At 44.6% G+C, this 25,195-nt stretch carries 23 protein-coding genes; 11 read left to right on the top strand and 12 right to left on the bottom strand.

Translation table 11 applies throughout. The features are described 5' to 3' along the window. Positions 1–96 precede the first annotated feature (96 nt). The 4 genes from ACRN9H_RS14600 to ACRN9H_RS14585 form a co-directional block, all read right to left on the bottom strand. A complete protein-coding gene (locus ACRN9H_RS14600) occupies positions 97–804 on the bottom strand; it encodes a hypothetical protein (RefSeq protein WP_432314737.1) in 708 nt (235 codons plus the stop codon). A gap of 97 nt (positions 805–901) precedes the next feature. Beyond that, on the bottom strand, positions 902–2,260 hold the full coding sequence (gene gorA / locus ACRN9H_RS14595) for a glutathione-disulfide reductase (RefSeq protein WP_432314735.1): 1,359 nt from the start codon (positions 2,258–2,260) through the stop codon (positions 902–904). Positions 2,261–2,405: 145 nt separating this feature from the next. Then, positions 2,406–2,960: a hypothetical protein gene (locus tag ACRN9H_RS14590; protein ID WP_432314734.1), complete on the bottom strand. Its 555-nt coding sequence runs from the start codon at positions 2,958–2,960 to the stop codon at positions 2,406–2,408. 147 nt (positions 2,961–3,107) lie between these two features. Beyond that, entirely contained in the window at positions 3,108–3,902 is a 795-nt protein-coding gene (locus ACRN9H_RS14585; protein WP_432314733.1) for a hypothetical protein, read from the bottom strand. 268 nt (positions 3,903–4,170) lie between these two features. Between ACRN9H_RS14585 and prlC the strand changes: the two genes are divergently transcribed. Next, positions 4,171–6,210 (top strand): oligopeptidase A, encoded by a 2,040-nt coding sequence (gene prlC / locus ACRN9H_RS14580; RefSeq protein ID WP_432314731.1) that lies wholly within the window; start codon positions 4,171–4,173, stop codon positions 6,208–6,210. A 175-nt stretch (positions 6,211–6,385) separates the two neighbouring features. After that, a complete protein-coding gene (locus ACRN9H_RS14575; RefSeq protein ID WP_432314730.1) occupies positions 6,386–6,916 on the top strand; it encodes a thioesterase family protein in 531 nt (176 codons plus the stop codon). A 19-nt stretch (positions 6,917–6,935) separates the two neighbouring features. Here the strand turns inward: ACRN9H_RS14575 and ACRN9H_RS14570 are convergent, their stop codons facing one another. After that, positions 6,936–7,583: a glutathione S-transferase family protein gene (locus tag ACRN9H_RS14570; protein ID WP_432314728.1), complete on the bottom strand. Its 648-nt coding sequence runs from the start codon at positions 7,581–7,583 to the stop codon at positions 6,936–6,938. A 205-nt stretch (positions 7,584–7,788) separates the two neighbouring features. On the opposite strand from ACRN9H_RS14570, the gene ACRN9H_RS14565 reads away from it, so the two are divergent. Beyond that, positions 7,789–8,478, top strand: a complete 690-nt coding sequence (locus tag ACRN9H_RS14565) for a DNA-3-methyladenine glycosylase I (protein WP_432314726.1) — start codon at positions 7,789–7,791, stop codon at positions 8,476–8,478. Positions 8,479–8,596: 118 nt separating this feature from the next. Here ACRN9H_RS14565 and ACRN9H_RS14560 read toward each other — a convergent pair whose 3' ends face one another. Next, positions 8,597–9,343: a TorF family putative porin gene (locus tag ACRN9H_RS14560; protein ID WP_432314743.1), complete on the bottom strand. Its 747-nt coding sequence runs from the start codon at positions 9,341–9,343 to the stop codon at positions 8,597–8,599. 885 nt (positions 9,344–10,228) lie between these two features. Here ACRN9H_RS14560 and ACRN9H_RS14555 point away from each other — a divergent pair. The 4 genes from ACRN9H_RS14555 to ACRN9H_RS14540 all read left to right on the top strand — a co-directional run bounded on the left by ACRN9H_RS14555 (position 10,229) and on the right by ACRN9H_RS14540 (position 15,284). Continuing rightward, positions 10,229–11,374: an efflux RND transporter periplasmic adaptor subunit gene (locus ACRN9H_RS14555; RefSeq protein WP_432314724.1), complete on the top strand. Its 1,146-nt coding sequence runs from the start codon at positions 10,229–10,231 to the stop codon at positions 11,372–11,374. Positions 11,375–11,383: 9 nt separating this feature from the next. Beyond that, positions 11,384–14,518, top strand: coding sequence for an efflux RND transporter permease subunit (locus ACRN9H_RS14550; RefSeq protein WP_432314722.1), 3,135 nt, complete (start codon positions 11,384–11,386; stop codon positions 14,516–14,518). A gap of 142 nt (positions 14,519–14,660) precedes the next feature. Then, positions 14,661–14,936, top strand: coding sequence for a hypothetical protein (locus ACRN9H_RS14545; RefSeq protein WP_107884702.1), 276 nt, complete (start codon positions 14,661–14,663; stop codon positions 14,934–14,936). A 24-nt stretch (positions 14,937–14,960) separates the two neighbouring features. Next, complete coding sequence (locus ACRN9H_RS14540) at positions 14,961–15,284, top strand: hypothetical protein (RefSeq protein ID WP_432314721.1); 324 nt, start codon at positions 14,961–14,963, stop codon at positions 15,282–15,284. 69 nt (positions 15,285–15,353) lie between these two features. Here ACRN9H_RS14540 and ACRN9H_RS14535 read toward each other — a convergent pair whose 3' ends face one another. Further along, positions 15,354–16,970 (bottom strand): AbgT family transporter, encoded by a 1,617-nt coding sequence (locus ACRN9H_RS14535; RefSeq protein ID WP_432314719.1) that lies wholly within the window; start codon positions 16,968–16,970, stop codon positions 15,354–15,356. A 554-nt stretch (positions 16,971–17,524) separates the two neighbouring features. Between ACRN9H_RS14535 and ACRN9H_RS14530 the strand changes: the two genes are divergently transcribed. From ACRN9H_RS14530 to ACRN9H_RS14520, 3 genes are read left to right on the top strand one after another with little or no spacing between them, the layout of a single operon-like run. Continuing rightward, positions 17,525–18,091 (top strand): LemA family protein, encoded by a 567-nt coding sequence (locus ACRN9H_RS14530; RefSeq protein ID WP_432314717.1) that lies wholly within the window; start codon positions 17,525–17,527, stop codon positions 18,089–18,091. 48 nt (positions 18,092–18,139) lie between these two features. After that, a complete protein-coding gene (locus ACRN9H_RS14525; RefSeq protein ID WP_432314715.1) occupies positions 18,140–19,171 on the top strand; it encodes a DUF3137 domain-containing protein in 1,032 nt (343 codons plus the stop codon). Next, complete coding sequence (locus tag ACRN9H_RS14520) at positions 19,171–19,905, top strand: lytic transglycosylase domain-containing protein (RefSeq protein WP_432314714.1); 735 nt, start codon at positions 19,171–19,173, stop codon at positions 19,903–19,905. The genes ACRN9H_RS14525 and ACRN9H_RS14520 overlap by 1 nt, the downstream gene beginning before the upstream one ends. Positions 19,906–19,971: 66 nt before the next feature. Here ACRN9H_RS14520 and ACRN9H_RS14515 read toward each other — a convergent pair whose 3' ends face one another. Then, complete coding sequence (locus ACRN9H_RS14515) at positions 19,972–20,817, bottom strand: 23S rRNA (adenine(2030)-N(6))-methyltransferase RlmJ (protein WP_432314712.1); 846 nt, start codon at positions 20,815–20,817, stop codon at positions 19,972–19,974. 163 nt (positions 20,818–20,980) lie between these two features. Between ACRN9H_RS14515 and ACRN9H_RS14510 the strand changes: the two genes are divergently transcribed. Next, positions 20,981–21,730: a class I SAM-dependent methyltransferase gene (locus ACRN9H_RS14510; RefSeq protein ID WP_432314710.1), complete on the top strand. Its 750-nt coding sequence runs from the start codon at positions 20,981–20,983 to the stop codon at positions 21,728–21,730. Between the two features lie 366 nt (positions 21,731–22,096). Here the strand turns inward: ACRN9H_RS14510 and ACRN9H_RS14505 are convergent, their stop codons facing one another. The 4 genes from ACRN9H_RS14505 to ACRN9H_RS14490 form a co-directional block, all read right to left on the bottom strand. Then, on the bottom strand, positions 22,097–22,624 hold the full coding sequence (locus ACRN9H_RS14505; RefSeq protein WP_432314708.1) for a GlcG/HbpS family heme-binding protein: 528 nt from the start codon (positions 22,622–22,624) through the stop codon (positions 22,097–22,099). A 23-nt stretch (positions 22,625–22,647) separates the two neighbouring features. Continuing rightward, complete coding sequence (locus ACRN9H_RS14500) at positions 22,648–23,850, bottom strand: CynX/NimT family MFS transporter (protein ID WP_432314706.1); 1,203 nt, start codon at positions 23,848–23,850, stop codon at positions 22,648–22,650. Between the two features lie 117 nt (positions 23,851–23,967). Further along, positions 23,968–24,438, bottom strand: a complete 471-nt coding sequence (gene cynS, locus ACRN9H_RS14495) for a cyanase (RefSeq protein WP_220772040.1) — start codon at positions 24,436–24,438, stop codon at positions 23,968–23,970. Between the two features lie 57 nt (positions 24,439–24,495). Continuing rightward, entirely contained in the window at positions 24,496–25,155 is a 660-nt protein-coding gene (locus ACRN9H_RS14490) for a carbonic anhydrase (RefSeq protein WP_220772042.1), read from the bottom strand. Positions 25,156–25,195 lie beyond the last annotated feature (40 nt).

The raw sequence follows: 25,195 nt of genomic DNA, 5'->3' as shown, positions 1-25,195 counted from the left end.
CAGTTTCGAGTTTAATCGCTGCGCTATATCGAGCACGTTTACTTTTATTCATTTTGTCACCTAAATTCGCTATGAATGAGATCATAACATTTCTTATTAGGTGGCCAAATTCACTATGCCACTACACATACCAGTATCAATGGAAATCAATACCTGTAGGCGTAACTCTTCTGAGACATTAAGTAGGTTTTGAGTCAGTGAATTAAGTGATTCCTGGCTGAATGGTGATAGGGGGCGTATGTTTTTACTACTTGCATCTCTTGGCACTTTAATTCTCAAGTCGCTTGTTGTGACAGTGAAGGTGGGTGAGATATGAGCAAGCATTCCAGTGCTTTGAACTGAAACAAACTCCACTTTAAATGGAGCTTCTCTCTCATTATTTATTCTCAAATACCCATCGTGCATTAACCATTTATAGAAGTTGACGATTTGGTTCATTCGGACACTAGCTGTGCTATGTGCAAGTTCCCCCTTTTTGATTTGTTTTAATAAATGAGAGCGGAAAAGGTAGGTCGGTTTAAGTCTTTTGATGGGAGGGAATTTATCCCACTCTAACCCCTCATCCTCAATAAATTGATAATAGGCGTACAAGGCTTGAGCACAAGGAGACAGGTCTTTAGCACCCTTTACTGCTTTTTGATAGAAAAGGTAACTATTGGCTTCGTGATTGAATGAACCATCTTGATTAAACAGAGTTGGAAGGGAGCCGATATTGCCATTAATGGGGGAGCAGTGACAGTCGCTATTATTGATTGATAACTCAGTCTCTTTATAGACATTGTTCGATTGAATTATAAATGACATAAATTCACCTAGGAAAAATTACTGGTTATACATACCATATAACCAGTAATTAGTTATTTTCCAGATTCAATTATGTGTGTAAGATGCTTTTCCTACACTAGCGTGTCATAGTAACAAACTCTTCCGCGCCCGTTGGGTGGATAGCAACAACCGCATCGAAATCGGCCTTAGTTGCGCCCATTTTCATGGCGACGCCGAAACCTTGAAGGATTTCGTCCATACCAAAACCAATACCATGAATACCGACGACTTTTTCGTCCTTGCCCGCGCAAACTAACTTCATCTTACAGGCTTGGCGATGGGCCGTGACGGCTGTGTACATTGAGGTAAACGTCGAGGTATACACTTTAACGTTATCATCGCCGTATTGAGTGCGGGCTTCTGGTTCGGTTAAGCCCATAGTGCCGATCGGTGGATGGCTGAACACGACCGTTGGTATCAGGCTGTAATCCATTTTGGCATCTGTCATACCGTTAAATAAACGCTCGGATAACAAACGGCCCGCTTTAACTGCAACAGGGGTGAGCTCTACGCCGCCCGCCATAATGTCACCGACACAGTAAATCCCTTTGTGAGTGGTATTTTGTTGTTCGTCAGTGATGACATAGCCTTTGCTATCTAATTGCACTTCGGTATTTTCTAAGCCGATATTACCCGTCGCAGGTGAGCGACCAATTGCCCAAATTAGGCAATCGACTGTGATGCTTTCACCGTTTTCTAAGCTCAGTGTCAGGCTGTCATCGGCATTTTTAACTACAGCTTTTGGTACGCTATGGGTGTGCAATGTTGGGCCTTCGGTTGCCATGGCCTCAACGAGAGCATCGATTAATATAGGGTCAAAGTTACGTAGCGGTGCATGTTTACGCACTAATAAGTGAGTTTCACTGCCAAGTGCATGCAAAACGCCAGCGACTTCTACGGCGATATAACCTGCGCCAACAACGGCAACGCGCTTAGGTTGCTCACGTAGCGCAAAGAAACCATCGGAGTCGATACCATGCTCAGCGCCAGAAATATTCGGAATAGTCGGCGCGCCGCCAGTGGCGATAAGGATGTGATCGGCGGTGTAATGTTCGCCATCCACTTCGATGGTGTTGCCATCCACAAAACGGCCGTAGCCATTTAACAGCGTCACTTTATTGTTGGCAAAACCACGGCCATAGGCATCGTGAATGCGACCAATGTAGGCTTCGCGGTTTTCGACCAAAGTGTTCCAATCGAATTTATTAACAGTGACGTCGAAACCATAATCTTTGGCGTAAAGGTTCATCGCTTCGGCAACATGGGCGCCATACCACATGACTTTTTTGGGCACACAACCTACGTTTACACAGGTGCCACCCACGTGTTTGGCTTCGATAAGTAGAACCTTAGCACCACGCATTGCCGCTCGGTTTGCTGAGGCGATACCGCCGCTGCCTGCGCCTAGGCAGATATAGTCAAAATGTTGAGCCATGAGTTTCTCCGTCTTACTTCAAGGATGAGATGCTTTACAGCAGAAGGTCATTGTAGGGGGCTTTGCGATAACAGACCAGCCTATTAGTTTAGTTATGCACCTGATCGGGGTGTAGATATAAAAGTCTCACTATTAATATGAGCGATCACTTTGTATTGGTTTCACGGCGATATTGGCAATTGGAATGATCATTTTGGTCAGGCCCTTCGGCACCACATTTAAGGCATTGCCATTCTTTGTTGCGGATGTTGATTTCATCACTGACGTGCTGCAAGTTATTATTTTGTTTGCCATTGATTTGTGCTTCAAGTTGACCAATACGCTGATCGAGCCAGCGACAGTTGGGATCGTTCGCTACGTGGTTACGACTGGCGAGCTGCTGCTTACGGTTAAGTTTTTTTACTTTAGTAGTTTTAGCTGGCTGATTGGGTTTGGTTTTGGATGTATTGAGCGGTTTTATCTCGGCAGCTGAATACTCTAATGCGCTCTGTGTTTGGTGGGGAATGTTAATCGGCTGACCATGACTGTCGAGTAGAGTTTCTAAAGGTAAAGGCTCGTTTTTTTGGGGTTTAGATAAAGAGGTTACACTGGGTTCAGGATCGGATGTCAGTTGTGCACTCGCTGGGATTATGGCCTGCATTAATAGCGATATTACTGCTACAAACATGATACTAATGGGATAACATTGATGCGCTAACATTCCCTGTTCCTCTGCATAATTGGGTATAAACGGTAAAGTCGCTCCGTCGACTGATTGAGTTTAGTGAGTGGAATGTATTCTTGCCAAATTTAGCGTCTAAATTAACTAACCCGAGCTCGGGATAAGCTCTATGGTTCTACAGGTTAGCTAAAACGTCATTGCAAAGTGGATGCCTACGTAAGTTTGATCCTGCGAGCTCGTATCACCATTGGCTGCGGCTTCTTGTTCAATATCCCCTTGGGCAATGCTATGGCTAATATGACCGCTGATACTCATGTTAGGGGATAACTGATAATTGCTCTCGAGGCCAAGCTGTAGGTTGTTCTTACCATTGTGGTCAGCGGTTCTGTATTTGAAGTCAAACCCTTGGGAGATGTAGGGCGTGAGACTCAAATGGTCGGTGATATTCCAAAAACTGTGTAAACTCATTTCCACAAAATAGCCGTTAGCTTCGGTCGAATAAACGTAATTTATTGATGGTATTAACCAAGGTGTGGCGGTGTAGGCGAGTTCAGCGAATAGCTCATTATCTTGGCAGCGACTACTGCCGTAGCCTTCAATACGTTGATATCCCAGCTTAGCATCAAAGTTTTCGGCCAAGTTAAATCCATATTCAAGGCCAAGATTCCACTCGGTATAGGCTTGGCTATCGCCGCGACCAACTAATGCGTAGGTGGTCCAGTTGCCATCATATTGAACTGAAGTATTTAGCCAATAAATACCGCCATCTTGTAAGTTATTGCGACCCTGTGAGATATATTTACTGTCCCAACCTAAATCGAGTGTTACAGCCAAAAATTCAGTCTTCTCGCTAGGTAACAGGCTATGTGAGCTACTATCGATGTGTTCTAGGCTTTCATTGGCGAATGCGCCGTAGCTAAGACCATTGACACCTAAAAGGCAGAGGATGCTCGCCATCATTTTTGCTGAATGTATTGCCATATTTTTACTGATTTAGGGATAGTGTGTTTATTAAGTAGAGAATACCTCGCTCAGCATTAAAAACTAATACGAATCAATTTCATTTGCGATCTAGTTGGCAACAATGATCAAGTAAATAAAACGTAAATGTAAAATGCGAACAGGTTCGCATTTTTTCAGGTAAAAACTCGCTAAGGAGGGATTATCGAAGTGGCAATCGGTTTTCTTGCCTTGATAAATAGGACATTAGCCCTTATTTATACCCTATACAGATTGTTGAGGAATCATTATGAGTAACCCTTTGCTTAGCGGCGCAAAATTACCGCTTTTTTCACAGATTAAACCGGAACATATTCAAGTCGCTGTTGAGCATGCTATTGCTCAATCTCGCGCTAAGATTGATGAGGTATTGCAACATCAAGGGCCTTTTACTTGGGACAACTTAGTTGCGCCACTCGAACAGGTTGACGATGAACTAAGCCAAATTTGGTCGCCGGTTTCTCACATGAATTCAGTGACTAGCACAGATGAATGGCGTGCCGCCCATGATGCTTGTTTACCTCTTTTATCGGAATACGGCACCTATGTTGGTCAACACCAAGGTTTGTATCAAGCCTATAAGACTCTGCGCGCATCGGATGCATTTGCACAATTGAACCAAGCCCAACAGAAGGTGATTGAGCACAGCCTGCGAGATTTTGAACTCTCAGGTATTGGCTTAGATGACGCGCAAAAAGTGCGTTATGGCGAAATTGTAAAGCGTTTGTCTGAGCTCACCAGTGGCTTTTCTAATCAATTATTGGATGCGACGCAAGCTTGGACTAAGTTAGTTACTGATGAAGCTGAGCTGGCTGGTTTGCCCGATTCGGCTAAAGCGGCTGCTAAGGCAATGGCGCAGGCGCGTGAGTTAGACGGTTGGTTATTTACCTTAGATTTCCCCTCTTATTTACCGGTTATGACCTACAGCGAAAACCGCAGTCTTCGTGAAGAGTGCTACCGCGCTTTTGTCACCCGCGCCTCCGATCAAGGCCCTAATGCTGGTAAGTTCGATAACAGCTCGCTAATGGACGAAATTCTTGCGCTGCGCCATGAACTCGCACAGTTACTGGGTTTTGATAGTTTTGCTGACAAATCTCTGGCAACTAAAATGGCCGAGACGCCGGCGCAGGTGATGGCATTTTTAAATGAGTTAGCACTGCGCTCAAAGGATCAAGCTAAGGCTGAACTGGCTGAGTTAAGAGCTTTTGCTGAGGCCGAATATGGTGTGACTGAAATGGCATCTTGGGATTTAAGTTTCTACGCCGAGAAGTTACAGCAGCATAAGTATGAGATTTCACAGGAAATCCTGCGCCCCTATTTCCCAGAAGATAAAGTGTTGTCTGGTCTTTTCTATACAGTATCGCGTTTGTTTGGCCTTAAAATAGTTGAGCAAAAGGATATTGACCGTTGGCACAAAGACGTGCGTTTCTTCGATATTTTTGATGAAACGGGTGAGCACAGAGGCAGTTTCTACCTCGACTTATATGCTCGCACCGGTAAACGTGGCGGTGCTTGGATGGATGATTGCCGTGTGCGCCGTCAAACCGCCCATGGTTTACAAAAGCCAGTGGCTTATTTGACCTGTAACTTTAATGGTCCGGTCGATGGTAAACCTGCGTTGTTTACCCACGATGAAGTGACGACACTGTTCCACGAATTTGGCCACGGTATCCACCATATGCTGACCCAAATCGATGTTGCTGGCGTGTCGGGGATCAATGGCGTGCCTTGGGATGCGGTCGAATTACCAAGCCAATTTATGGAAAATTGGTGCTGGCAGGAAGAAGCGTTAGCTGAAATTTCTGGCCACTTCGAAACGGGTGAGCCATTACCCAAAGCCTTGTTAGATAAAATGCTGGCGGCGAAAAACTTCCAATCAGGCATGACGATGCTGCGCCAACTCGAGTTCTCGTTGTTTGATTTTAGAATGCATCACGAATATGACCCAGCCCAAGGTGCACGCATTCAAGCAACCTTAGACGAAGTGCGTCGTCAGGTGGCCGTATTAACACCACCAGACTTTAACCGTTTCCAACATGGTTTTGCCCACATTTTTGCGGGCGGTTATGCCGCAGGTTATTACAGCTATAAATGGGCAGAAGTGCTGTCGGCGGATACGTTTTCTCGCTTCGAAGAGGAAGGGATTTTCAACCCTGAAACGGGGCGTCGCTTCTTGCATAATATCCTCGAAATGGGTGGTTCAGCCGAGCCGATGGACTTGTTCAAACAGTTTATGGGGCGCGAGCCGAATATCGATGCTCTGTTAAGACATTCAGGCATTGCTGCATAAGCAATGGTGAGTTTTGATAAATCAGCCCATTTTAATGGGATGATTATCTGAGGGTATTTAGCTTAATCGAACGATAAAAAGACGCCTTAGGGCGTCTTTTTTGTGAGCCATATCTCGCTTGCCCTGTGGTATGACCTCTGTTAGCCTGTGGCTCTTATTTCAAGGGCGGCGCGTTATGAATCTGTATTTTCGTTTGTTTTGGTTGTTATTCTGGCGCACGCGCCATTGTCGTAAGATCGATTTTTTAGGGACAAGCCGTATCACTTATCGTGCTTTACCAAGCGATTGCGACATCAATTTCCATCTAACTAATTCTCGCTATCCCGCGTTTATGGATCTGGCGCGGACTTATATGTTGGCTGAGATGGGTCTGCTGAAACGTTTCTTAAAGTTGAAGTGGATGCCGATAGTCAACGCCGCCGAATTTACTTATATTCGCGATATCAAGCCGCTTAAAACCTTTGAGATTGAAACCAAAGTCGTCGGTTGGGATGACAAGTATTTTTATATAGAACAACGTTTTGTGAGTGAACGTGGCCTGCATTGTATCGTCCATGTGCGCGGTGTGTTTGTGTGCAAAGGTAAGCAAGTGCCGCTAGATGTACTCGTGAAAGAGGCGGGTTATAACGAACCCGCGCCTGAGTTGCCACCCGAAGTGCTTAAGTGGAAAGCATTTTTACAGCTCAAGAAAGAACGAAATATCTGATTTTACTGAGGCATGCTCGCTAAGTTATGCCTCTTTTTCCCATATTATCCTCCATCTCAGTCAATGATATTTCCTCCTGCATTAACATCCAAGCCCCGCGCAGTTGTGCTTGTTGCCAATAGCGCACCACTTGGTCAAAATCCAATAAATTCAAATGCCTAAAGCCATAATTTAAGCACGGGATTAAAGCACAGTCAGCGAGTGTAAAGCTGTCGCCACAGATCCAATGATGCTGCGCGAGTTGTGTATCTAAATGTTGAAATTGTAATAGCAATTGCTTCTCTAGCTTCTTGATTTCAAACTCGCTACTTTTGTCAGAATCGTGCAGTTTTTCTAATTGAAATAATGAGTTGCTAATATCATTGTCGATTAGGCGATCAAAGAGTCTGACCTGTAAATTATGCATCGGCTCTGTAGGCAGGAGTTGGGTGCTGCTATTAAAATGCCTGTCTAGGTATTCAATGATAATACTGGACTCGGGGATCAGCTGTTCATCTTGGGTTTTAAGCAAAGGCAGTCTCGCTTGCGGATACTGTTGATGGAATTTTTGCCGTGAGAAAGGATCGCGTAAATCAACAATTCGGGGATAAAAGTTGGCCTGCTTTTCATAAAGTGCGATCAGCACCTTTTGTGAATAGCGTGACAAGGGATGATAAAAAAGCTCCATAGATATAGGCTCCAAACCCAGTTTTTATTGATTTTACGTTTTAACTTTAGTCGTAATTGAGATGCTTGTTGTAAGAGTTCATTTAAAAATGCTTAGGCTAAATATCATTTTTGGTGGCAAGGCAAAATGATCCATCAGGGATAAAAATCGGTATTATGAGCCCATATAGAAAGTGTCGGGATTTAATCATTTTAAAGGTAATAATATGAGCCAGTTAGAGCGTTTCTCATCCATTTATGCCAGAGCCAGTGAGCGCAAAGGTGGTTCCGCTGGGCTCGAAGCCCTGCTATCAGGTTGTTTACCCGATGATGAGATCCGCCAGTATCGCGATGCCGAGTTATTGTCCGCCATGAGTCGACAGGTATTTCAAAGTGGTTTTGTATGGCGGGTGGTTGTTAATAAATGGCCTGAATATGAGAAGTCATTCTTTGGGTTTGAACCGCATAAAGTGTTGATGTTATCCCCTGAACAAATTCAAGCGCGGGCAAGTGATGCGACCTTGATCCGCCATCTTAAAAAGACTCAAGCCATTTATGATAACGCTCTGATGATCCACGATGTTGCTCGCGAACATGGCAGTTTGGCGCAACTGATCGCCGCTTGGCCGACACAGGATATTATTGGTTTATGGGCGTTGTTGAAGAAACGCGGTACTCGATTGGGGGGCAATACGGGTCCGTATTTTTTGCGCGGCATTGGTAAAGATACTTTCTTGCTAACCGACGATGTACAAGGTTATTTTAAAGCACATAACCTCGTCGATGCGGGTTTTACATCGCAGACTGCGCTTAAACAAGTACAAGCCGTTTTTAATCAGTGGCAACAGCAGTCGGGTCGTTGCTTAGCAGATATCAGCCGCATATTGGCTTGCAGCGTGGGTGATAATCGGATTTAGTGCAATAGGTTTAATGTTAATAGAAAAAGACCAGCCGATGGCTGGTCAAAGCTTTGTATATCAAGCGATTGGACTATTGCGGAGAAGATGCCCCATGTGCGGGTCAACAGCGCTACTTTTAAAAACTTTTGCTGATGCCCACGACAAATCTGTCATCGAAAATTTCAGTCTGAGTGCCATAGACCTTGTGGTCGGTATCCACTGTGCTGCCGTGGTAACGGACATCAAAATTTAGCCCGTAGAACATTTTGCTAAGACCTAGGTTCCAGTGTCCCCAGCCTTCAGCACCTTCACCACTTAAGCCTTGATAACCGACAGAGCCTGATACTTTTATACCATTAGCGAAGTGATAACTTGGGTGTAGCGCGTAGTTTACGCCTTGCCAACCATCGACACCAAACCAGTCATCAACGGTGGGGGTAACTTCTAATTGCAGATTGGCGCTGCCAAACTGTCTGCCCACTTTGAGCCAGAGTTCGGTGTAGTTTGAATAAGATGCACCTGGGTAAAGATATGAAAACAACATGACATCATAGGTGAAACCAGAGTCGCCAAATTCACCAGCTTTACCGACAAAGGGAGCGGTGACGATTTCTAAATTGGGATCGGCAAATTTAATGTTGGAACTAAATACCCCTGCATACCAACCTTCAGTGTGGTTCCAGCTCAAGGTGCCTTGCACTACGGGAATGTCGCCATCTAAGGTTTCAGATTCACCGCGAAACACATAGTCGGAGGCAAAATTGAGGTTACCATTAATCGTGCCACCCAAGAGTTGATTTTCATCAGATGCTTGAGCGTTTATGGCAAGGATAAGTAATGCTCCGCTGAGCAGGAGTGTCGTGCGAGTTGTCATGGTCATCATCTCAACGTTATGTTTAATCATAGGGAGTTGTTAGCGCCCGTTTATCATAGAAATAAGTTGTGAATAGCGGTGTTACTGAGAATGAACCAATCACGAAAAAATATGAACAAATATGAAAAATCAGTTTTAGTCTTAGAGTTAATAGGTTTGTGAACAATTGCCGGCATTATAGAAGCCTTATTTGTGGGAGTCTTAGTTTCATTTTATGGGGCACTAATTTGGCTTTGGCATTTGCTCCGCTTTGGATGAATCACTAAGATAGCCCGCTCAGTAATATTTGTACTGATTCGATTGTTGCAGGTTAATGATGACAAAGTTGTCATTAAACTCAGGAAAGTACTTGATATGATGCATAGCACTCGTTCGCGGTCTATTTATAATTAAGCTATAAACGACATGAGCTTTTTCTGCTAATATCTTATGTAAATCTGTTGTTTTTAACGGTTTGGCCTATTAGAAATAGATTATAAAGATAATTTATAGGGCTGTTTTGTCGTCTAAATAAATGATTACGAGAAATGTGCTCAAATTATGTCGAAGAGAGTCCACTTGATTCACTGTTGAGTCGGTAGTCACAGATTTACAGTGTATGTATGAGCCGTAAATTCAGCATGTGGAGTAGGTCGATTGAGTTTTTTACAGCGTATCCTGCTAACAAAGTGACTCATCCTTAATAGACTTTTTAATTGAATAATAATTCGTTGATATGAGTGATGTCAGAACAGTAAAAATTTTTATTAGTTTACAATTTAGTTTCGTTATCTTCCTTGTTGGTTCCTATAGGCTATGAGATAAATAACGGATTTAGTTTTAGTTACCATTACCGCTCGTGTCAGCGCAATAAGTGTACTGGTATGTGGGCAGTGAATATTTGAAGGAGTTCTCATGCGGCAGACAATTAAACTTGCCTCAGTTATAAGCGTGGCGTTATTGATGGCAGCTTGCAGCCCTCAGGAAGAGAAAGCTCCGGCGAGTGCAGGTCCGCATAGTACGGAAGTTGGAATCCTTAATGTTGTTGCCCAGACTCAAGTGATTCAGGTGGAATTACCTGGCCGTAGTAAGGCTTTTCTTGAGGCGGAAGTTCGCCCACAGGTTAGCGGTATTATCACTAAGCGTAGCTTTATCGAAGGCAGCAATGTGAAACAAGGTGAGTCGCTTTATCAAATTGACTCAGCAACCTATAAAGCGGCTCTTGTGAGTGCAAATGCAGATTTAGCCAGAGCAAACGCGAGTTTAGCCTCAGCAAAAGCAAAAGCGTCGCGCTATAAGCAGTTAGTCAAAACAAACGCCATCAGTCAGCAAGATTTTGACGACGCAGAAGCGGCGTATAAAGAAGCCTTAGCGGGTGTGACGGTTGCAGAAGCTGCCATCAACACGGCAAAAATCAATTTGCAATATACCGAAGTGCTAGCGCCTATCTCTGGGCGTATTGGTAAGTCGAGTGTTACTGCTGGGGCGTTAGTTACCGCCAATCAAAGCCAAACCTTGGCCACAATTCAACAGCTTGATCCTATCAATGTGGATATCGCGCAATCGAGCGCGCAGTTACTACGCCTTAAAGCTAAATTGAAGCAAGGTAAGCTGCAAGCATCTGATAATGCTGATGTGCAATTATTACTCGAAGATGGGACTCAATATGGCCACCCAGGCAAACTGCAGTTTGCTGAAGTGAGCGTTGATCAAAGCACGGGTTCGGTGATTTTACGTGCAGAGTTTCCTAATCCTGAAGGTATTTTATTACCTGGTATGTATGTGCGCGCTATGTTGAATGCGGGCACCGATCCACAAGCCATTTTAGTGCCACAAAAAGCAATTTCTCGTAACTCTAAGGGTGAGGCTGTGGCTATGGTGGTTAACGATCAAGGTATAGTTGAAACGAGAACTGTGACGACTGCGGAAGTGATCGATAATCAGTGGCGCGTGACTTCGGGTTTAGTGGTTGGTGATAAGCTGATTGTGGAAGGATTACAAAAAATTCGTCCCGGAGCACCAGTAACTACCAAAGTTATTTCTGAAACGAAAGCACAATAGGGCATAGCTATGGCACGTTTTTTTATTGATCGCCCCATTTTCGCATGGGTGATCGCTTTGATAATTATGCTGGCGGGGATCCTCTCGATCCGCTCTTTGCCAGTATCCCAATATCCAAGTATTGCTCCCCCAACCGTGGTGATTACTGCTAACTATCCAGGTGCGTCTGCAAAAATTGTAGAAGATTCAGTGACTCAGGTAATTGAGCAACGGATGAAAGGGATTGACCACCTGCGTTATATTGCCTCAACCAGTGATAGTTTTGGTAATGCAGAGATCAAGCTAACGTTTAATGCGGAGGCGGATCCCGATATTGCACAGGTTCAAGTGCAAAATAAGTTACAGGGTGCTATGACCCTGTTACCTCAGGAAGTGCAGTCTCAAGGCGTTAACGTTAACAAATCGAGTTCAGGCTTCCTAATGGTTTTGGCCTTTGTATCGTCTGATGGTTCCTTAGACAAAGGCGATATTGCTGACTACGTTGGTGCGAACATTCAAGACCCTATGAGCCGTGTTGCGGGTGTAGGTGAAATTCAGTTGTTTGGTGCCCAGTACGCGATGCGTATATGGCTAGATCCGCTGAAATTAACCCAATACAGCTTAACCAGCTTAGATGTCATGTCGGCGATTCGTTCGCAGAATGCTCAGGTATCAGCGGGACAATTAGGTGGTTCGCCATCATTGCCTGGCCAAGAGTTAAACGCGACCGTATCGGCCCAAAGCCGTTTACAAACACCTGAACAGTTTCGCAAGATTATCCTTAAATCAGATACGTCAGGCGCAAACGTCTATTTAAGTGATGTAGCACGTGTTGAGTTAGGTTCTGAAAGTTATGCAGTAGTGTCATTGTATAACGGCAAACCTGCAGCAGGATTAGCAATTAAGCTCGCAACGGGTGCAAACGCGTTAGACACGGCTGCTGCGGTACGTGAAAAAGTTGCCGAGTTGAAGCCGTTCTTCCCGCAGGGACTAGATGTTGTTTATCCATATGATACAACGCCTTTCGTTGAGCAATCGATTGAAGGTGTGGTGCATACTCTGCTTGAAGCGATTGTACTGGTGTTTATCATCATGTACCTGTTCCTGCAAAATTTCCGTGCAACGCTGATCCCGACCATTGCTGTACCTGTTGTACTCTTGGGTACCTTTGCGATTCTGTCGATAACTGGGTTTTCGATTAATACCTTAACCATGTTTGCTATGGTGCTTGCTATCGGTCTGTTGGTGGATGATGCGATTGTGGTGGTGGAAAACGTCGAACGTGTGATGGCAGAAGAAGGCTTGAGTCCGCTTGAGGCCACCCGTAAATCGATGGACCAAATCACCGGAGCTTTAGTGGGTATTGGTCTGACGTTGTCGGCCGTATTTGTCCCTATGGCATTTATGTCGGGTTCAACGGGTGTGATTTATCGTCAATTCTCGATCACGATCGTGTCAGCAATGGCGCTTTCGGTACTGGTCGCAGTGGTGTTAACACCGGCACTGTGTGCGACTATGCTTAAACCGCTTAAAAAGGGCCATGGTCATATTGAAACTGGGTTCTTCGGTTGGTTTAACCGCACATTTGATAACTTAACTAACCGTTATGAATCTAGCGTTGCAAGTATCATTAAGCGCGGTTTTAGAGTAATGGCGATTTATGTGGTGCTAGTTATTGCCGTAGGTTGGATCTTTATCCGCATGCCTACCGCATTCTTGCCCGATGAAGACCAAGGTATTTTGTTTACTCAAGCGATTTTGCCAACGAACTCTACGCAAGAAAGCACGTTAAAAGTATTGGAAAAAGTCTCCGATCATTTTCTGGCTGAAGAGGGCGTAAACTCAGTGTTTAGCGTGGCGGGCTTTAGTTTTGCCGGTCAAGGGCAAAACATGGGCTTAGCTTTCGTAGGTCTTAAAGATTGGTCTGAGCGTTCAGAACCTGGTATGGATGTTCAGTCTATCGCTGGTCGCGCCATGGGTGCATTTAGCCAGATGAAAGATGCCTTAGTCTTCGCTTTCGTGCCGCCAGCAGTAATCGAATTAGGTACTGCTAACGGTTTCGATATGTACCTGCAGGATAAGAACGGCCAAGGTCACGATAAGTTACTGGCGGCACGTAATCAACTGCTCGGTATGGCGGCGCAGAATCCTAATTTGGTTGGCGTACGTCCTAACGGTCAAGAAGATGCACCAATCTATCAGCTACACGTTGATCACGCTAAGCTGAGTGCATTAGGTATTGAAATTGCCAGTGTCAACAGCGTGCTCGCTACGGCTTGGGGTGGTTCCTATGTGAACGACTTTATTGACCGTGGCCGCGTGAAAAAAGTGTATGTGCAAGGTGATGCGCAATATCGGATGCAACCTGGCGACATAGATAAGTGGTACGTACGCAATAATAGTGGTGACATGGTACCTTTCTCTGCCTTCGCAACTGGGGCATGGGAATATGGTTCTCCACGTTTAGAACGTTTCGATGGTTTGCCAGCGATGAACATTCAAGGGGCAACCGCACCAGGGTTTAGTACGGGTGCTGCAATGACCATTATGGAAGATTTGGTAAAGCAGTTACCGCCAGGCTTTGGTATTGAGTGGAATGGCTTGTCGTACGAAGAACGTCTGTCGGGTAACCAAGCGCCAGCTCTATATGCGCTATCTATCTTAGTGGTCTTTTTAGTATTGGCAGCACTTTATGAGAGCTGGTCAGTCCCGTTTGCCGTTGTGCTTGTGGTTCCGCTCGGGATTATCGGCGCATTGATAGCGATGAATGGTCGCGGGCTACCCAATGACGTGTTCTTCCAAGTAGGGTTGTTAACTACGGTGGGCTTAGCAACCAAGAACGCCATCTTGATTGTAGAGTTTGCTAAAGAGTTCTACGAGAAAGGCTCTGGCTTGGTCGAGGCAACGTTACACGCGGTTCGTGTGCGTTTACGTCCTATCTTAATGACGTCTCTCGCCTTTGGTCTTGGTGTTGTGCCATTAGCCATTAGCTCTGGCGTGGGTTCTGGTAGCCAAAATGCCATCGGTACTGCGGTACTTGGTGGTATGTTGAGCTCGACTTTCTTAGGTATTTTCTTTGTACCATTATTCTTTGTGATAGTGGAGCGCATCTTCAGTAAGCGCGAGAAGAAAGGTCAAGAAGAGAAACCAACCCCAACAGAATAAGCTTAGTTTTCTCTACACTAAAGCCCTGCAATAGCAGGGCTTTTTGTTATTTACATATGAGCGTATCAGTATAAATAACGATATTGATAGTCAGTCAGTTGTGGCATATTAGGTTTAGGTCATCATTACTGACAGGGAAAATATGCACGATTCTACGTTGGAATTACAAGAATTAGATGCGCGAATCGCCAAGGGTAAGTTGCACAGTATTTTAGTTGTTGGTGTACTTTATTGGGGCATGCTGACATCGCTTATCGTCGCTTTGATAAATTATTTTATATGGGACGATTCATTTGGGGTAGAACTGCAAAAAGCACTCTGTATTTACCCCATTTGTGGTATTTTATTTGGTTGGTCTGCGTGGGTGCAGATTAATCACAGACGAGATAAACTGCGCGCGAATATCAGCAATCGTTAGCGTAAAAGCGAGTATAGGAGTGACATGGTATTTTCGTGGGGTAATCTTGCAACTAAGCAACTTATCGTAGGAATGGTATGCCATATCATAGCACTGGCTATTTTGGCTTATGGCGTTTATACGTTTTATTGGCAGGAACTGGCGCCGCCAGAGTTAACTCGCTGCGTCGGTGCCGCGGTATTATTTGTGGCTATGGGGTTAGCGCCTAAGCTGTTTTTTATGCCTGTCAGCCAGATAGTGTCACAAGCCGAGAACACGACAGAAAAATCTGCATTGCAGACCTATGTGTTTAATCTAGGTATTTTTTTGATGATTTGCAGTCTGTTGATGGAATGGTTATACGACTAGAGTTTACCCGATAAAGTAAGGGCGTAGAGGTCATCATCGGCGCCCTTTTTATTGCGTTTTCTATGTGTATTAAGGCGTGTAGTAAGTCGCCGCGCCAGGCCCAACTGGTAGGCCAAAACCAAATACCCACAGGAAGAAGAACGCTGTCCAGCCTACAAAAAACACTAAAGTGTACGGCAGCATAGTCGCAATCAGTGTGCCGATACCTAAGTTTTTTTGGTAACGGCAAGCCACCGCTAAAATTAAACCGAAGTAACTCATCATAGGTGTGATTAAGTTAGTCACTGAATCTCCAATACGGTATGCCGCTTGAATTGTTTCGGGTGCATAACCCACCAGCATCAGCATAGGTACAAAAATCGGTGCCGTAATAGCCCATTGAGCCGAGGCGCTGCCCAGCATGAGGTTGATAAAGCCGCAGAGCACAATAAAAAATAGAAATACGATTGGGCCAGTAAGTCCAATAGATTGCAGGCCATCAGCGCCTAATACTGCTAGCACCGCGCCTAAATTACTCCAGTTGAAGAAGGCAACAAACTGCGCCGCAAAGAACACTAGCACAATATACATTCCCATAGTGCTCATACTGTGGGACATGGCATTAATGACATCTTTATCATTTTTAATACTGCCCACAATTTTACCGTAAATAAAACCCGGAATAGCAAAGCAGATAAAGATAAAGGCGACTATCCCCTTAAGGAATGGTGAGCCGGATATAAGTCCTGTTTCTGGATGTCGCAGTGGTGCACCTTCTGGTACGACTGAAAGTGCTAAAATGGCAGTGAGCACTAACATAGACAATCCTGCCCATTTTAGGCCGCGTATTTCAATGGCACTGACACTTTCCATCGATTGCAGTACGGTTTCATCCGCATCATCATCTTGGTATTTACCTAACTTAGGTTCGACAATTTTCTCGGTAACAAAGGCGCCAAGGAAAGTGATAACAAAGGTGGAGACAAACATAAAGTACCAGTTCACCTCTGGGCCAACGTTATACTGAGGGTCTATCATGCGCGCCGCAGCTTCGGTAATACCCGATAACAAAGGATCGACAGTACCCAGTAACAAGTTGGCACTATAGCCGCCAGAAACCCCAGCAAATGCGGCAGCTAAACCCGCGAGAGGATGACGGCCAAGAGAATGAAAAATCATTGCCGCCATAGGGATCAACACGACATACCCAAGCTCAGCAGCGGTGTTAGACATAATGCCGGCAAAGACGATTGTCACAGTCACTAATCGCCTTGAGGCGCCCATCACCAAGGCGCGCATGGCAGCGGATAATAAGCCTGAACGCTCAGCAATTCCAACGCCCAGTAGTGCCACAAGCACAGTTCCGAGCGGTGTAAAACCGGTAAAATTAGTCACTAGATTTGAGACAATCATTCGCAAGCCTTCGGCATTCATCAGGCTTACTACATGAATAAAACCGTCAGCACTGCGACCGTGGGAGCCCATCGGTCTAGGATCGACAACGGTTAACTCAAAGTAGCCTGCTATACCTGAAATAATGATTACAGCGACACAAAAAAGTGCAAATAGGGTGATAGGGTGCGGCAGTAGATTGCCTAAGCGTTCGACAACATTGAGAAAGCGCACAAACCAACCATTGGCGCTGATATCGCTATGTTGTGGACCTGAAGTTTTTTTATTGGTGATATCACCGGAGTTAACACTCATCATCTTTCCTTTATATCGACCCTGGCGCAACGCTATTCCCTTGACTCGAGACATCGCCGTTAGCCAATTAGGCCGCAGAGAGATGATTGCGGATATAGAATGCTGGATAAACGCTAAGGTAAAAGTTAAAACATTAGCCAGAAAGTATGATTGTGAAGTTTTAATTGAAACTTAAATGTTGCAGATTGGCTTTGTTGAAGTGATGAGGCAAAAATAGCATAAAAAAAATGGACTCTCTAGGAGTCCAGTATTCACGAGCAAAATTGGATGCTCTAATGTTGTGCCATATCACTATAGTCGTTATTTGCTGTATCGGAGCTGAATATCGTTAAATTTATATTCTGATTACGCTTTTTAATCCTCAGGATCACTATTTATTGTCGTCCCAGTTACGACATTTAGTGGTGGTATTGGATGCTAAATAGCCGTAATCCCCTCATCAGCTCTGACCAGCACAGCATTTCATCGTCTTAATCTGTACTGTAGGTGAAATTTCCACTCATTTATGATTAGCTGTATTCTGCTAATAAGAATAAGAAACCTAAGGATGGAAGATGGAAAAATTGTTATTGGGATTAACGCTGATTTTTATCGTGGCCTATCTTTGGTACGTCAGCCTAGTCAAAAAGCGTAATACCGCGCTCGAAGCTCTATCGGGTATTGATGTACAGTTAGCCAAGCGTGCTGATCTTGTGCCTAACATTCTAAAAATAGCCAAACGATTTATGGATCATGAAAAATCACTGCTCACTGATATCACCGAATTACGGACTCAACTGACCAACAGCTATACCAAGACCGATCCTAAGGCGGTTAAAGAGCACTTAGCTCAGGCAGAACGGTTGAATGATAAAATGGGCACCTTGATGGTCAATGTAGAAAACTATCCTGAGCTCAAGTCCGACAACACTATGCTGCAGGCGATGCAAACCTATAACGAGGTCGAAGCCCATATTTCCGCTGCGAGGCGTTTTTATAATTCAGCGGTTTCTGAGCTAAATACCGCCGTCGAAATTTTTCCCGGTTCTATCATCGCTTCTATGGCGAACATTAAAGTGATGCCATTTTATGAAGTCAGTGAGTCGGCAAAAGCGCCCGTTGATGCTGCCGAATACTTGTAACTTTATCGCGACGGGTGAGTGGTCACCCTGAAATACGATGACATCAATATGAATATATTAACTTTTATTTTAGGTGTCCCGATTCGCGCGGTTCGCACCCCGGTAAATTTGTCAGCAGATTTAGAGGCTTTGCCTCAGCTGCAAGCGTATTACGATAAAAATATTGCCCCCATCAGTCGCAAATATGAAACTCAACGCGTGGCCTGCCTTAAAGCTGCGCGCAAACGCTTGTATTTGAGTTTTATGATAGTGCTTGGGCTCACCTTGCTCACTGTTATTGGCTATCGCAGCGGAGTGGCTTATTTTCCTCCTTTGCCATTGCTTGCGTTACTCGGATTAGGCTGGTGGAGTTTTGCTCCAGTTCGAGATTTTAAACAATCGGTGCAGCAGTATGTTTATCCGTTGATGTTTAAATATTTTGGCGATGAGTTTGTTTATAGCCGCGAAATGCGCCTCGACCTGAATCGGCTGGTTGCGGCTAAGGTATTGCCACATTACGATAAAGTACGCTTTGGCGATTATATTCAAGGCAGCTATCAAGGCGTTGACTTGATAATTAATGAGCTTACCTTGACCAAAAAAGTGAAAGTAGAAACGCAGGATAACAATAGACGAAGAACCGTGACGCGCACTCATACCCTATTTCACGGTTTAGTGGTTGAGCTGAATAGTCATAAGGCGTTTACTGGCCATACAGTAGTGCTGCGGGACCGTGGTGGGTTAGTTAACTTTGTGTCCGATAGTTATGCAGGGCTGACACGAGTAAAGCTTGAAGATCCGCAATTTGAAAAAGAGTTTGATGTGTTTTCAACGGATCAAGTGGAGTCGCGTTACTTGCTAAACACGGTATTTATGGAACGCTTACAGCAACTTGCGAAGCATTTTGGTGGGAATGTCCAATGTGCTTTTTTTCGTAACAAGCTAATGATATTTCTACCGAATCGCAGCATCCATTTTAAAATGCAGTCTATTTTCAATGGGGCGACTTTTTCCGCTGAATTTAGTCAGATAAACCGCGAGATGAAGCAACTCTTTGCTATTATTGAAATACTTAAACTTAACCAGCATACGGGACTCTGATGTTGCCTACTCGCTCACCGCTTACCTGTAGATGGACTGCCACATCGTATTTATTGACCGTATTGGGCTTGAGTTTATTATTATTACTCTCGAGTGCTTATGCGCAAGAAGCTAGCGAAAAATCAAAACCACGTATCGTTGCACGCTACTCCGATAACGGCATAGTGAGCCGTGAAGGTCTGGAAAAACTTAAGATTTACCAATATCAACAAGCTAATGGTGTCACAGTCTTTACCGACAAAGCTCCCGTGAGTAACTCGTATCAAATCTTACTCTATGACTGTTTTGCCTGCCGCCCCGACTCAACCATTGATTGGAATGGTATCCGTCTATTTACGGCTAACTATGATGCGGTTATCACCCATGCAGCGCATAAACATCAGCTCGACCCCGCCTTAATCCGTGCAGTGATCCATGCCGAGTCTGCTTTTAATGCGCGCGCAGTTTCGCGTACCGGTGCGATGGGCTTAATGCAATTGATGCCAAACACAGCCAAAGAGATGGGTGTGGCAAACGCTTTTTTGCCTGAAGAAAATATTTTAGGGGGCAGTCGATATTTGGCACAAATGCTAAAACAGTTTAACGGTGATGTGGCGCTGGCTTGTGCCGCTTACAATGCGGGGCCGACAACGGTAGTGCAGTACAATGGCATTCCGCCTTATCCTGAAACTCAAGCCTATGTTGAGCGAGTAAAGATTTTATTGAAACGTTATCGTGAGCAGGCGGGGGCTTAACGGCTGTATATTAGATTAAAAATAAGCGGCGAAAATTTAAATATCCGCCGCCATTTAAATTGAGCGTTATTCGCCAACTTCCCATTTCACGGTAATGTTACCGTCAGCTTGTCCGAGCGTCTTACCTAAATAATCCATTAATTCAGTCGCGATTTCATCTAACTGCCAAGGTGGGTTGATGACCCATAAGCCAGCTGCTGTCATACCAAACTCATCTGAATCGGGTTTAATGGCTTGTTCTATGCGTAGTTGGCGTTTAATACCACTGTTAGTAAGGCGCGATAACATGCCCTCGGTTTGAGCACGATTCACGACCGGATACCATAATAGAAAAACCCCAGTGGCAAAGCGTTTATGCGCTTTTATCAGTGTTTCGGCTACATCTTGATAGTCGGTTTTCATCTCATAACTTGGATCAACCAGTACCAAAGCGCGGCGCTCTAGTGGCGGCACTGCGGCGATAAGACCTTGTAAGCCATCACCATTAAGCACTTTAACTTGTCTATCTTCGCAAAAGTAATCGTCCAGTAATGAATGGTCTGTACTGTGTAGCTCGTGCAGTACCATGCGATCTTTGGGCCCTAATTCCATATCGATAATGGCAGGCGAACCTGGGTAGAAGTTGAGTTCGTCAGGATTTTCTTCATTAAAATGACGCACGGCGGCGACATAGTCCTGCAGCGACTGCGGCAGATCCGTTTTATCCCAAAGCTTAGCTACGCCTTCGAGGTATTCACCGGTTTTTTGTGCAAACTCATCGCTTAAAGCATAACCACCCGCACCCGCATGTGTGTCGATATACACGAGGGGTTTGTCTTTCTTGTGCATCAGCTGCAAGGTTTGTAGCAAGATGGCGTGTTTCAACACATCGGCATAATTGCCAGCGTGATAACCATGGCGGTAACTTAACATGGAATCTTCCAAGGTGAGTGTTGCAGGTGGAATACCCGCATTCATAAGGGCAATTATAGGGATAATAGTCCTTAGGGTAAATTGGCCAAGCCAAGACAGTATTCAGCTAAGATTGCTTTTGGCATAATGACCATAGTTTTTAATTGTATAAACAGTGGTCCCTTTGCCTATTCCAGTCTTTTTCAATCAGCAATACCCGACACTTGTGGATATTTGTGCGCGTTGGCAACTTGCCTACGATGCGAATGCCCCTTTCGAATTGCGTTTTGAATCAAATACCTTATCGCTGCATAAACGTGATGAACCTAAGCTCGATGGCATAGTGGTTGACTTTGTCACCGGCGCTGTGGCGCATCGACGTAAATTTGGTGGTGGTCGTGGACAATCTATCGCTAAAGCGGTGGGATTAAAGCAAGGGGTCACGCCGAGTGTGGTTGATGGTACTGCAGGTTTAGGGCGCGATGCCTTCGTGCTTGCCAGCTTAGGTTGTACAGTGACTATGGTTGAGCGTCATCCTGTGGTTGCCGCATTACTTGAGGATGGTTTACGCCGTGCCTATCAAGATGCTGAAATTGGTGATTGGATGCGCGAGCGGATGCGTTTATTCCCTGGTTCTAGCTTAGAAGCGCTCGCGAAATTGGAGCAAGATGTTGACGTGGTTTATCTTGATCCTATGTATCCACACCGTGATAAATCAGCCCTTGTTAAAAAGGAAATGCGTGTATTTCAATCCTTAGTTGGCGCCGATTTAGATGCCGATGGTTTGCTTGCGCCAGCGCTCGCTTTGGCAACCAAGCGCGTTGTGGTTAAGCGCCCCGATTATGCTGAATATTTAGACGGTGTGAAGCCGCATTCAGTCATCGAAACTAAAAAAAATCGCTTCGACCTATACATTAAATCTGCAATGAAATAGCGATGAATCGCTTGCTAAAATTTATAACGCTATAAATTTAAAGCATATTTTACAAGTCATCCCAGTGCGTCTACCATACTTACAGTGCAGGGCGGGATTCTACTTTATTAGCATTTTAACCAAAGAGCGCTGAGCGAAATGTAGACTCCTAACCCCCGCAAGGCGATATTTTTACCCTAATGCTCCCGAATAAACCTAGCCGCACCTTATATATTGATAGCTAAGGAGCTGACTACTCGCGTGAACAACATGATGTTCTTATCGATTGTCAGCTCACCAGCAATTCCAAATAGCGCGATAACACTATAATTATTTTAATATAAAAATAGAGCTTATGGTGGTGCGAATGTATTTATGCATACAAATTTAATCTAAAGCTTTTAAACCCGCTTTCGCAATACGAACATCTTGGCTGCCGTGCGCCCCTCCGACCCCTATGCCACCCACAACGATACCGTTAATAAAGATAGGAACACCGCCATCCATAATCAGTATATTTTCATCCAAATACCGAATGTCGGCAGGAATAGAGCCATCCGCAACTCCCTTAGCGATGACCGCAGTTTCTCTTTTTTGTGAGTTCGCAGTGTAAGCTTTTTTGTAGCTGGCACGGATGGTATGTACGCCTGCTTGATGATCCCTTAACACGGCTAAAGTTTGTCCGGAAGCATCAACGACCGTAATGGATACCATTAACTGCTCTTTTTTAGCTTCTAATGCCGCCGCATTTACGATGTTTTGTGCCATCTCACCTGTTAATACAGGAACTGTCATCATATGTGATCCACCATTCGCTTCATTATTTTTAATTTGATTACTTTGTAAGGTGTTTGCGCCCGCCGCGATCGACAATATAGAGGTTGTCAGCGCCGCATAAAAAAATAATTTTTTCATTATAAATCCTTAATATTATTATATTAACAGTCAATTGCCTTTGCGTAACTTTCAGGTGAAAACTTTATTGTGACCATCAGCATGCCAATAAGCATGACCAGAAGCATGAACCAAACACTCAGAAAGCTCCCAGTCCATTCACGCAATAATCCTGCAATATAAGGCATTATCGCGGTAATGATAAAACCAATACCTTGTACAAATGCGGTTAGTGCTCCAGCGATTCTTGGTATCGCTACATGATCAAGTGCGACGGTCAGAGTCAAAGAAAAGCAGGCTCCCATACCACAACCGATTAACGATACACAAAGCATTAGAAATGAAGCTGGCATCAGTATTAATCCTGTAAAACCAATAGCCTGAATACCAACGGCAAAAAATAACCACAGCCGTCGATCTAAACGATTAGATGAAAGTACAGGTATTATGAGTGCACCTGCTACTTGAAACACAGTCATGATACCAATCAACATACCGCTACTTTGGGCGCTCCAACCTAAACTACGCGCATAGGTGGGAAGCCAAGCGATCATACAAGCATAACTGGCATTCGCTAGTCCAAAATAACAAGCTAATAACCACGCTCGGCGATTACTAAAAAAATTGAATTTTACGCTACTATTTTTAGTCTCTGTTGCTTCATGTGGTTTGAACCACCACAGCAAAAGTGCAATAACAGGTAGTATTAGCCATATGGCTAATCCTATTTGCCAGCTCCCGTAATGCTGAGCGACTAACGGGCTTAGCATTGCGGCAATACCGCCTCCCGCCATGAGTGAGGCTGAATAAACCCCCATTGCCAGCGGTACATGTTTGGGATACCAACGTTTAACAACTCCTGGCGCGAACGCTTGTACAATGGCAATACCCGCGCCACCGATTAAAGCGCTAGTAATTAATGTCCAGCCAGTATCCAAAAAAAAACGCCAGAGGCCAGTGAAAGCAATCGCAAGCAACCCACTAATTATCCATGTACTTTCACTGAGTTTTTTGCCAATCGAAGGTAACAGTAAAGGCAGTATCCCCATACATAACATAGGTAACACAACGAGTAATGACGCGACCTGCAGCCCGATATCAGTAGTAAGGCGGATTTCCTCTAGTAGAGGGCCGGTGGATGTAATCAAGGGACGTAATGTCAGGGATAATCCAGAAATCACCACCATAGGCCACAATTTCTTCAGCAATGATTGCTGCTTTTTGGCTGAAATATAAACAGTGTGCATCAGTAAATAAATATCCTAGGTAGCCAAAAGTCGACGTGTTGCGCCGACTTTTACTATACTAAATCTATTTTTAGCGTGGCAAACTTTTCAATAAGTTGCGACTGCTAAACTAGACCATTAAAAAGGTTTGAAGGGTAAAAACTTACCATCAAGCGTAATGACTGCGCGATCGCCACCTTCTGGATCTGCCACTTTTTTGATATCCATCTTAAAGTTGATTGCACTGATGATGCCATCGCCAAACTGTTCATGGACGAGTGCTTTAAGGGTCGTGCCATAAACCTGCATCATCTCATAAAAACGATAGATAGTAGGATCTGTTGGCATGCTCGCTCCGACACTGCCGCGTAGCGGAATCGCTTGTAGTAATGAGATAGCATTCTCATCAAGACCTAAGGTTTCACCCACTTTTTTCGCTGCATCAGCAGGGAGAGGATGTTGGCCTAACAAAGCGGCCGTTACGTAGACATCGCTTAAACCGGTTCCTTCTGCTATTTGCTCGAATGATAATTTCTTTTCAGCTTTTAAGGCAATAATAGTATCTGTTAATGCTTGACGTGCAGCGTTGCTAATTTGAGATTGAATCATGGTAATACCTTTTAGTGATGATTATTTATAGTTAACAATAATGTAAATATTATTGGATTAAACTGCTTCAGGCAGCTGTACAGGGTAAGCGTGAACCTTAGTGTGCTGCGTAAGAGAAACAAAACTGTTCGTTACGCCGTCTAAGGCATCAATGTTGCCCGTCTCGATATCGTAAACCCAACCGTGTAAAGCCAAACGGCCTTCTCTAATAGCCAGTCGAACTGAAGGATGCGTTTTAATGTTTTCAATCTGAGCGATCACATTCTCTCGTACCATAGATTCAATACGATCATGCTCGCTTAGATGGTTGAGTGATTCGTTGACGATGCGAGCAGAGTCCGCGTAACGGAGCCAACTGCCAACGGCTGGCATGTGATCCATGCATTGACAGGTTGCAATAGCAGACATTGCGCCGCAGTCTGAGTGACCACATATCACCACATCTGTTACCTGTAATGCGGTCACCGCATACTCTACCGATGCAGAGACGCCTCCAGGCTCAGGTCCATAGGACGGTACTATGTTGCCCGCATTGCGAATCACAAATAGGCCACCAGGTTCACGCTGGGTGACGAGTTCAGGTACTAAGCGGCTATCTGAACAGGAAATAAATAAGGTATTCGGGCTCTGCTTGGTCGCCAAATTCTTGAACAGATCAGCGCGTTCAGGAAATGCATCGCTATGGAACTTTAAAAAACCTTTAATAACGTCTTGCATAACGGTTGTCTCTGTTGTTTCGATAGGGAGAATACTACGC

Origin of the sequence: Shewanella sp. MF08487, from assembly GCF_050848685.1 — a bacterium.
GTDB classification, from domain to species: Bacteria; Pseudomonadota; Gammaproteobacteria; order Enterobacterales; family Shewanellaceae; genus Shewanella; species Shewanella glacialipiscicola.
This window is presented reverse-complemented; position numbering and strand designations above follow the sequence as displayed.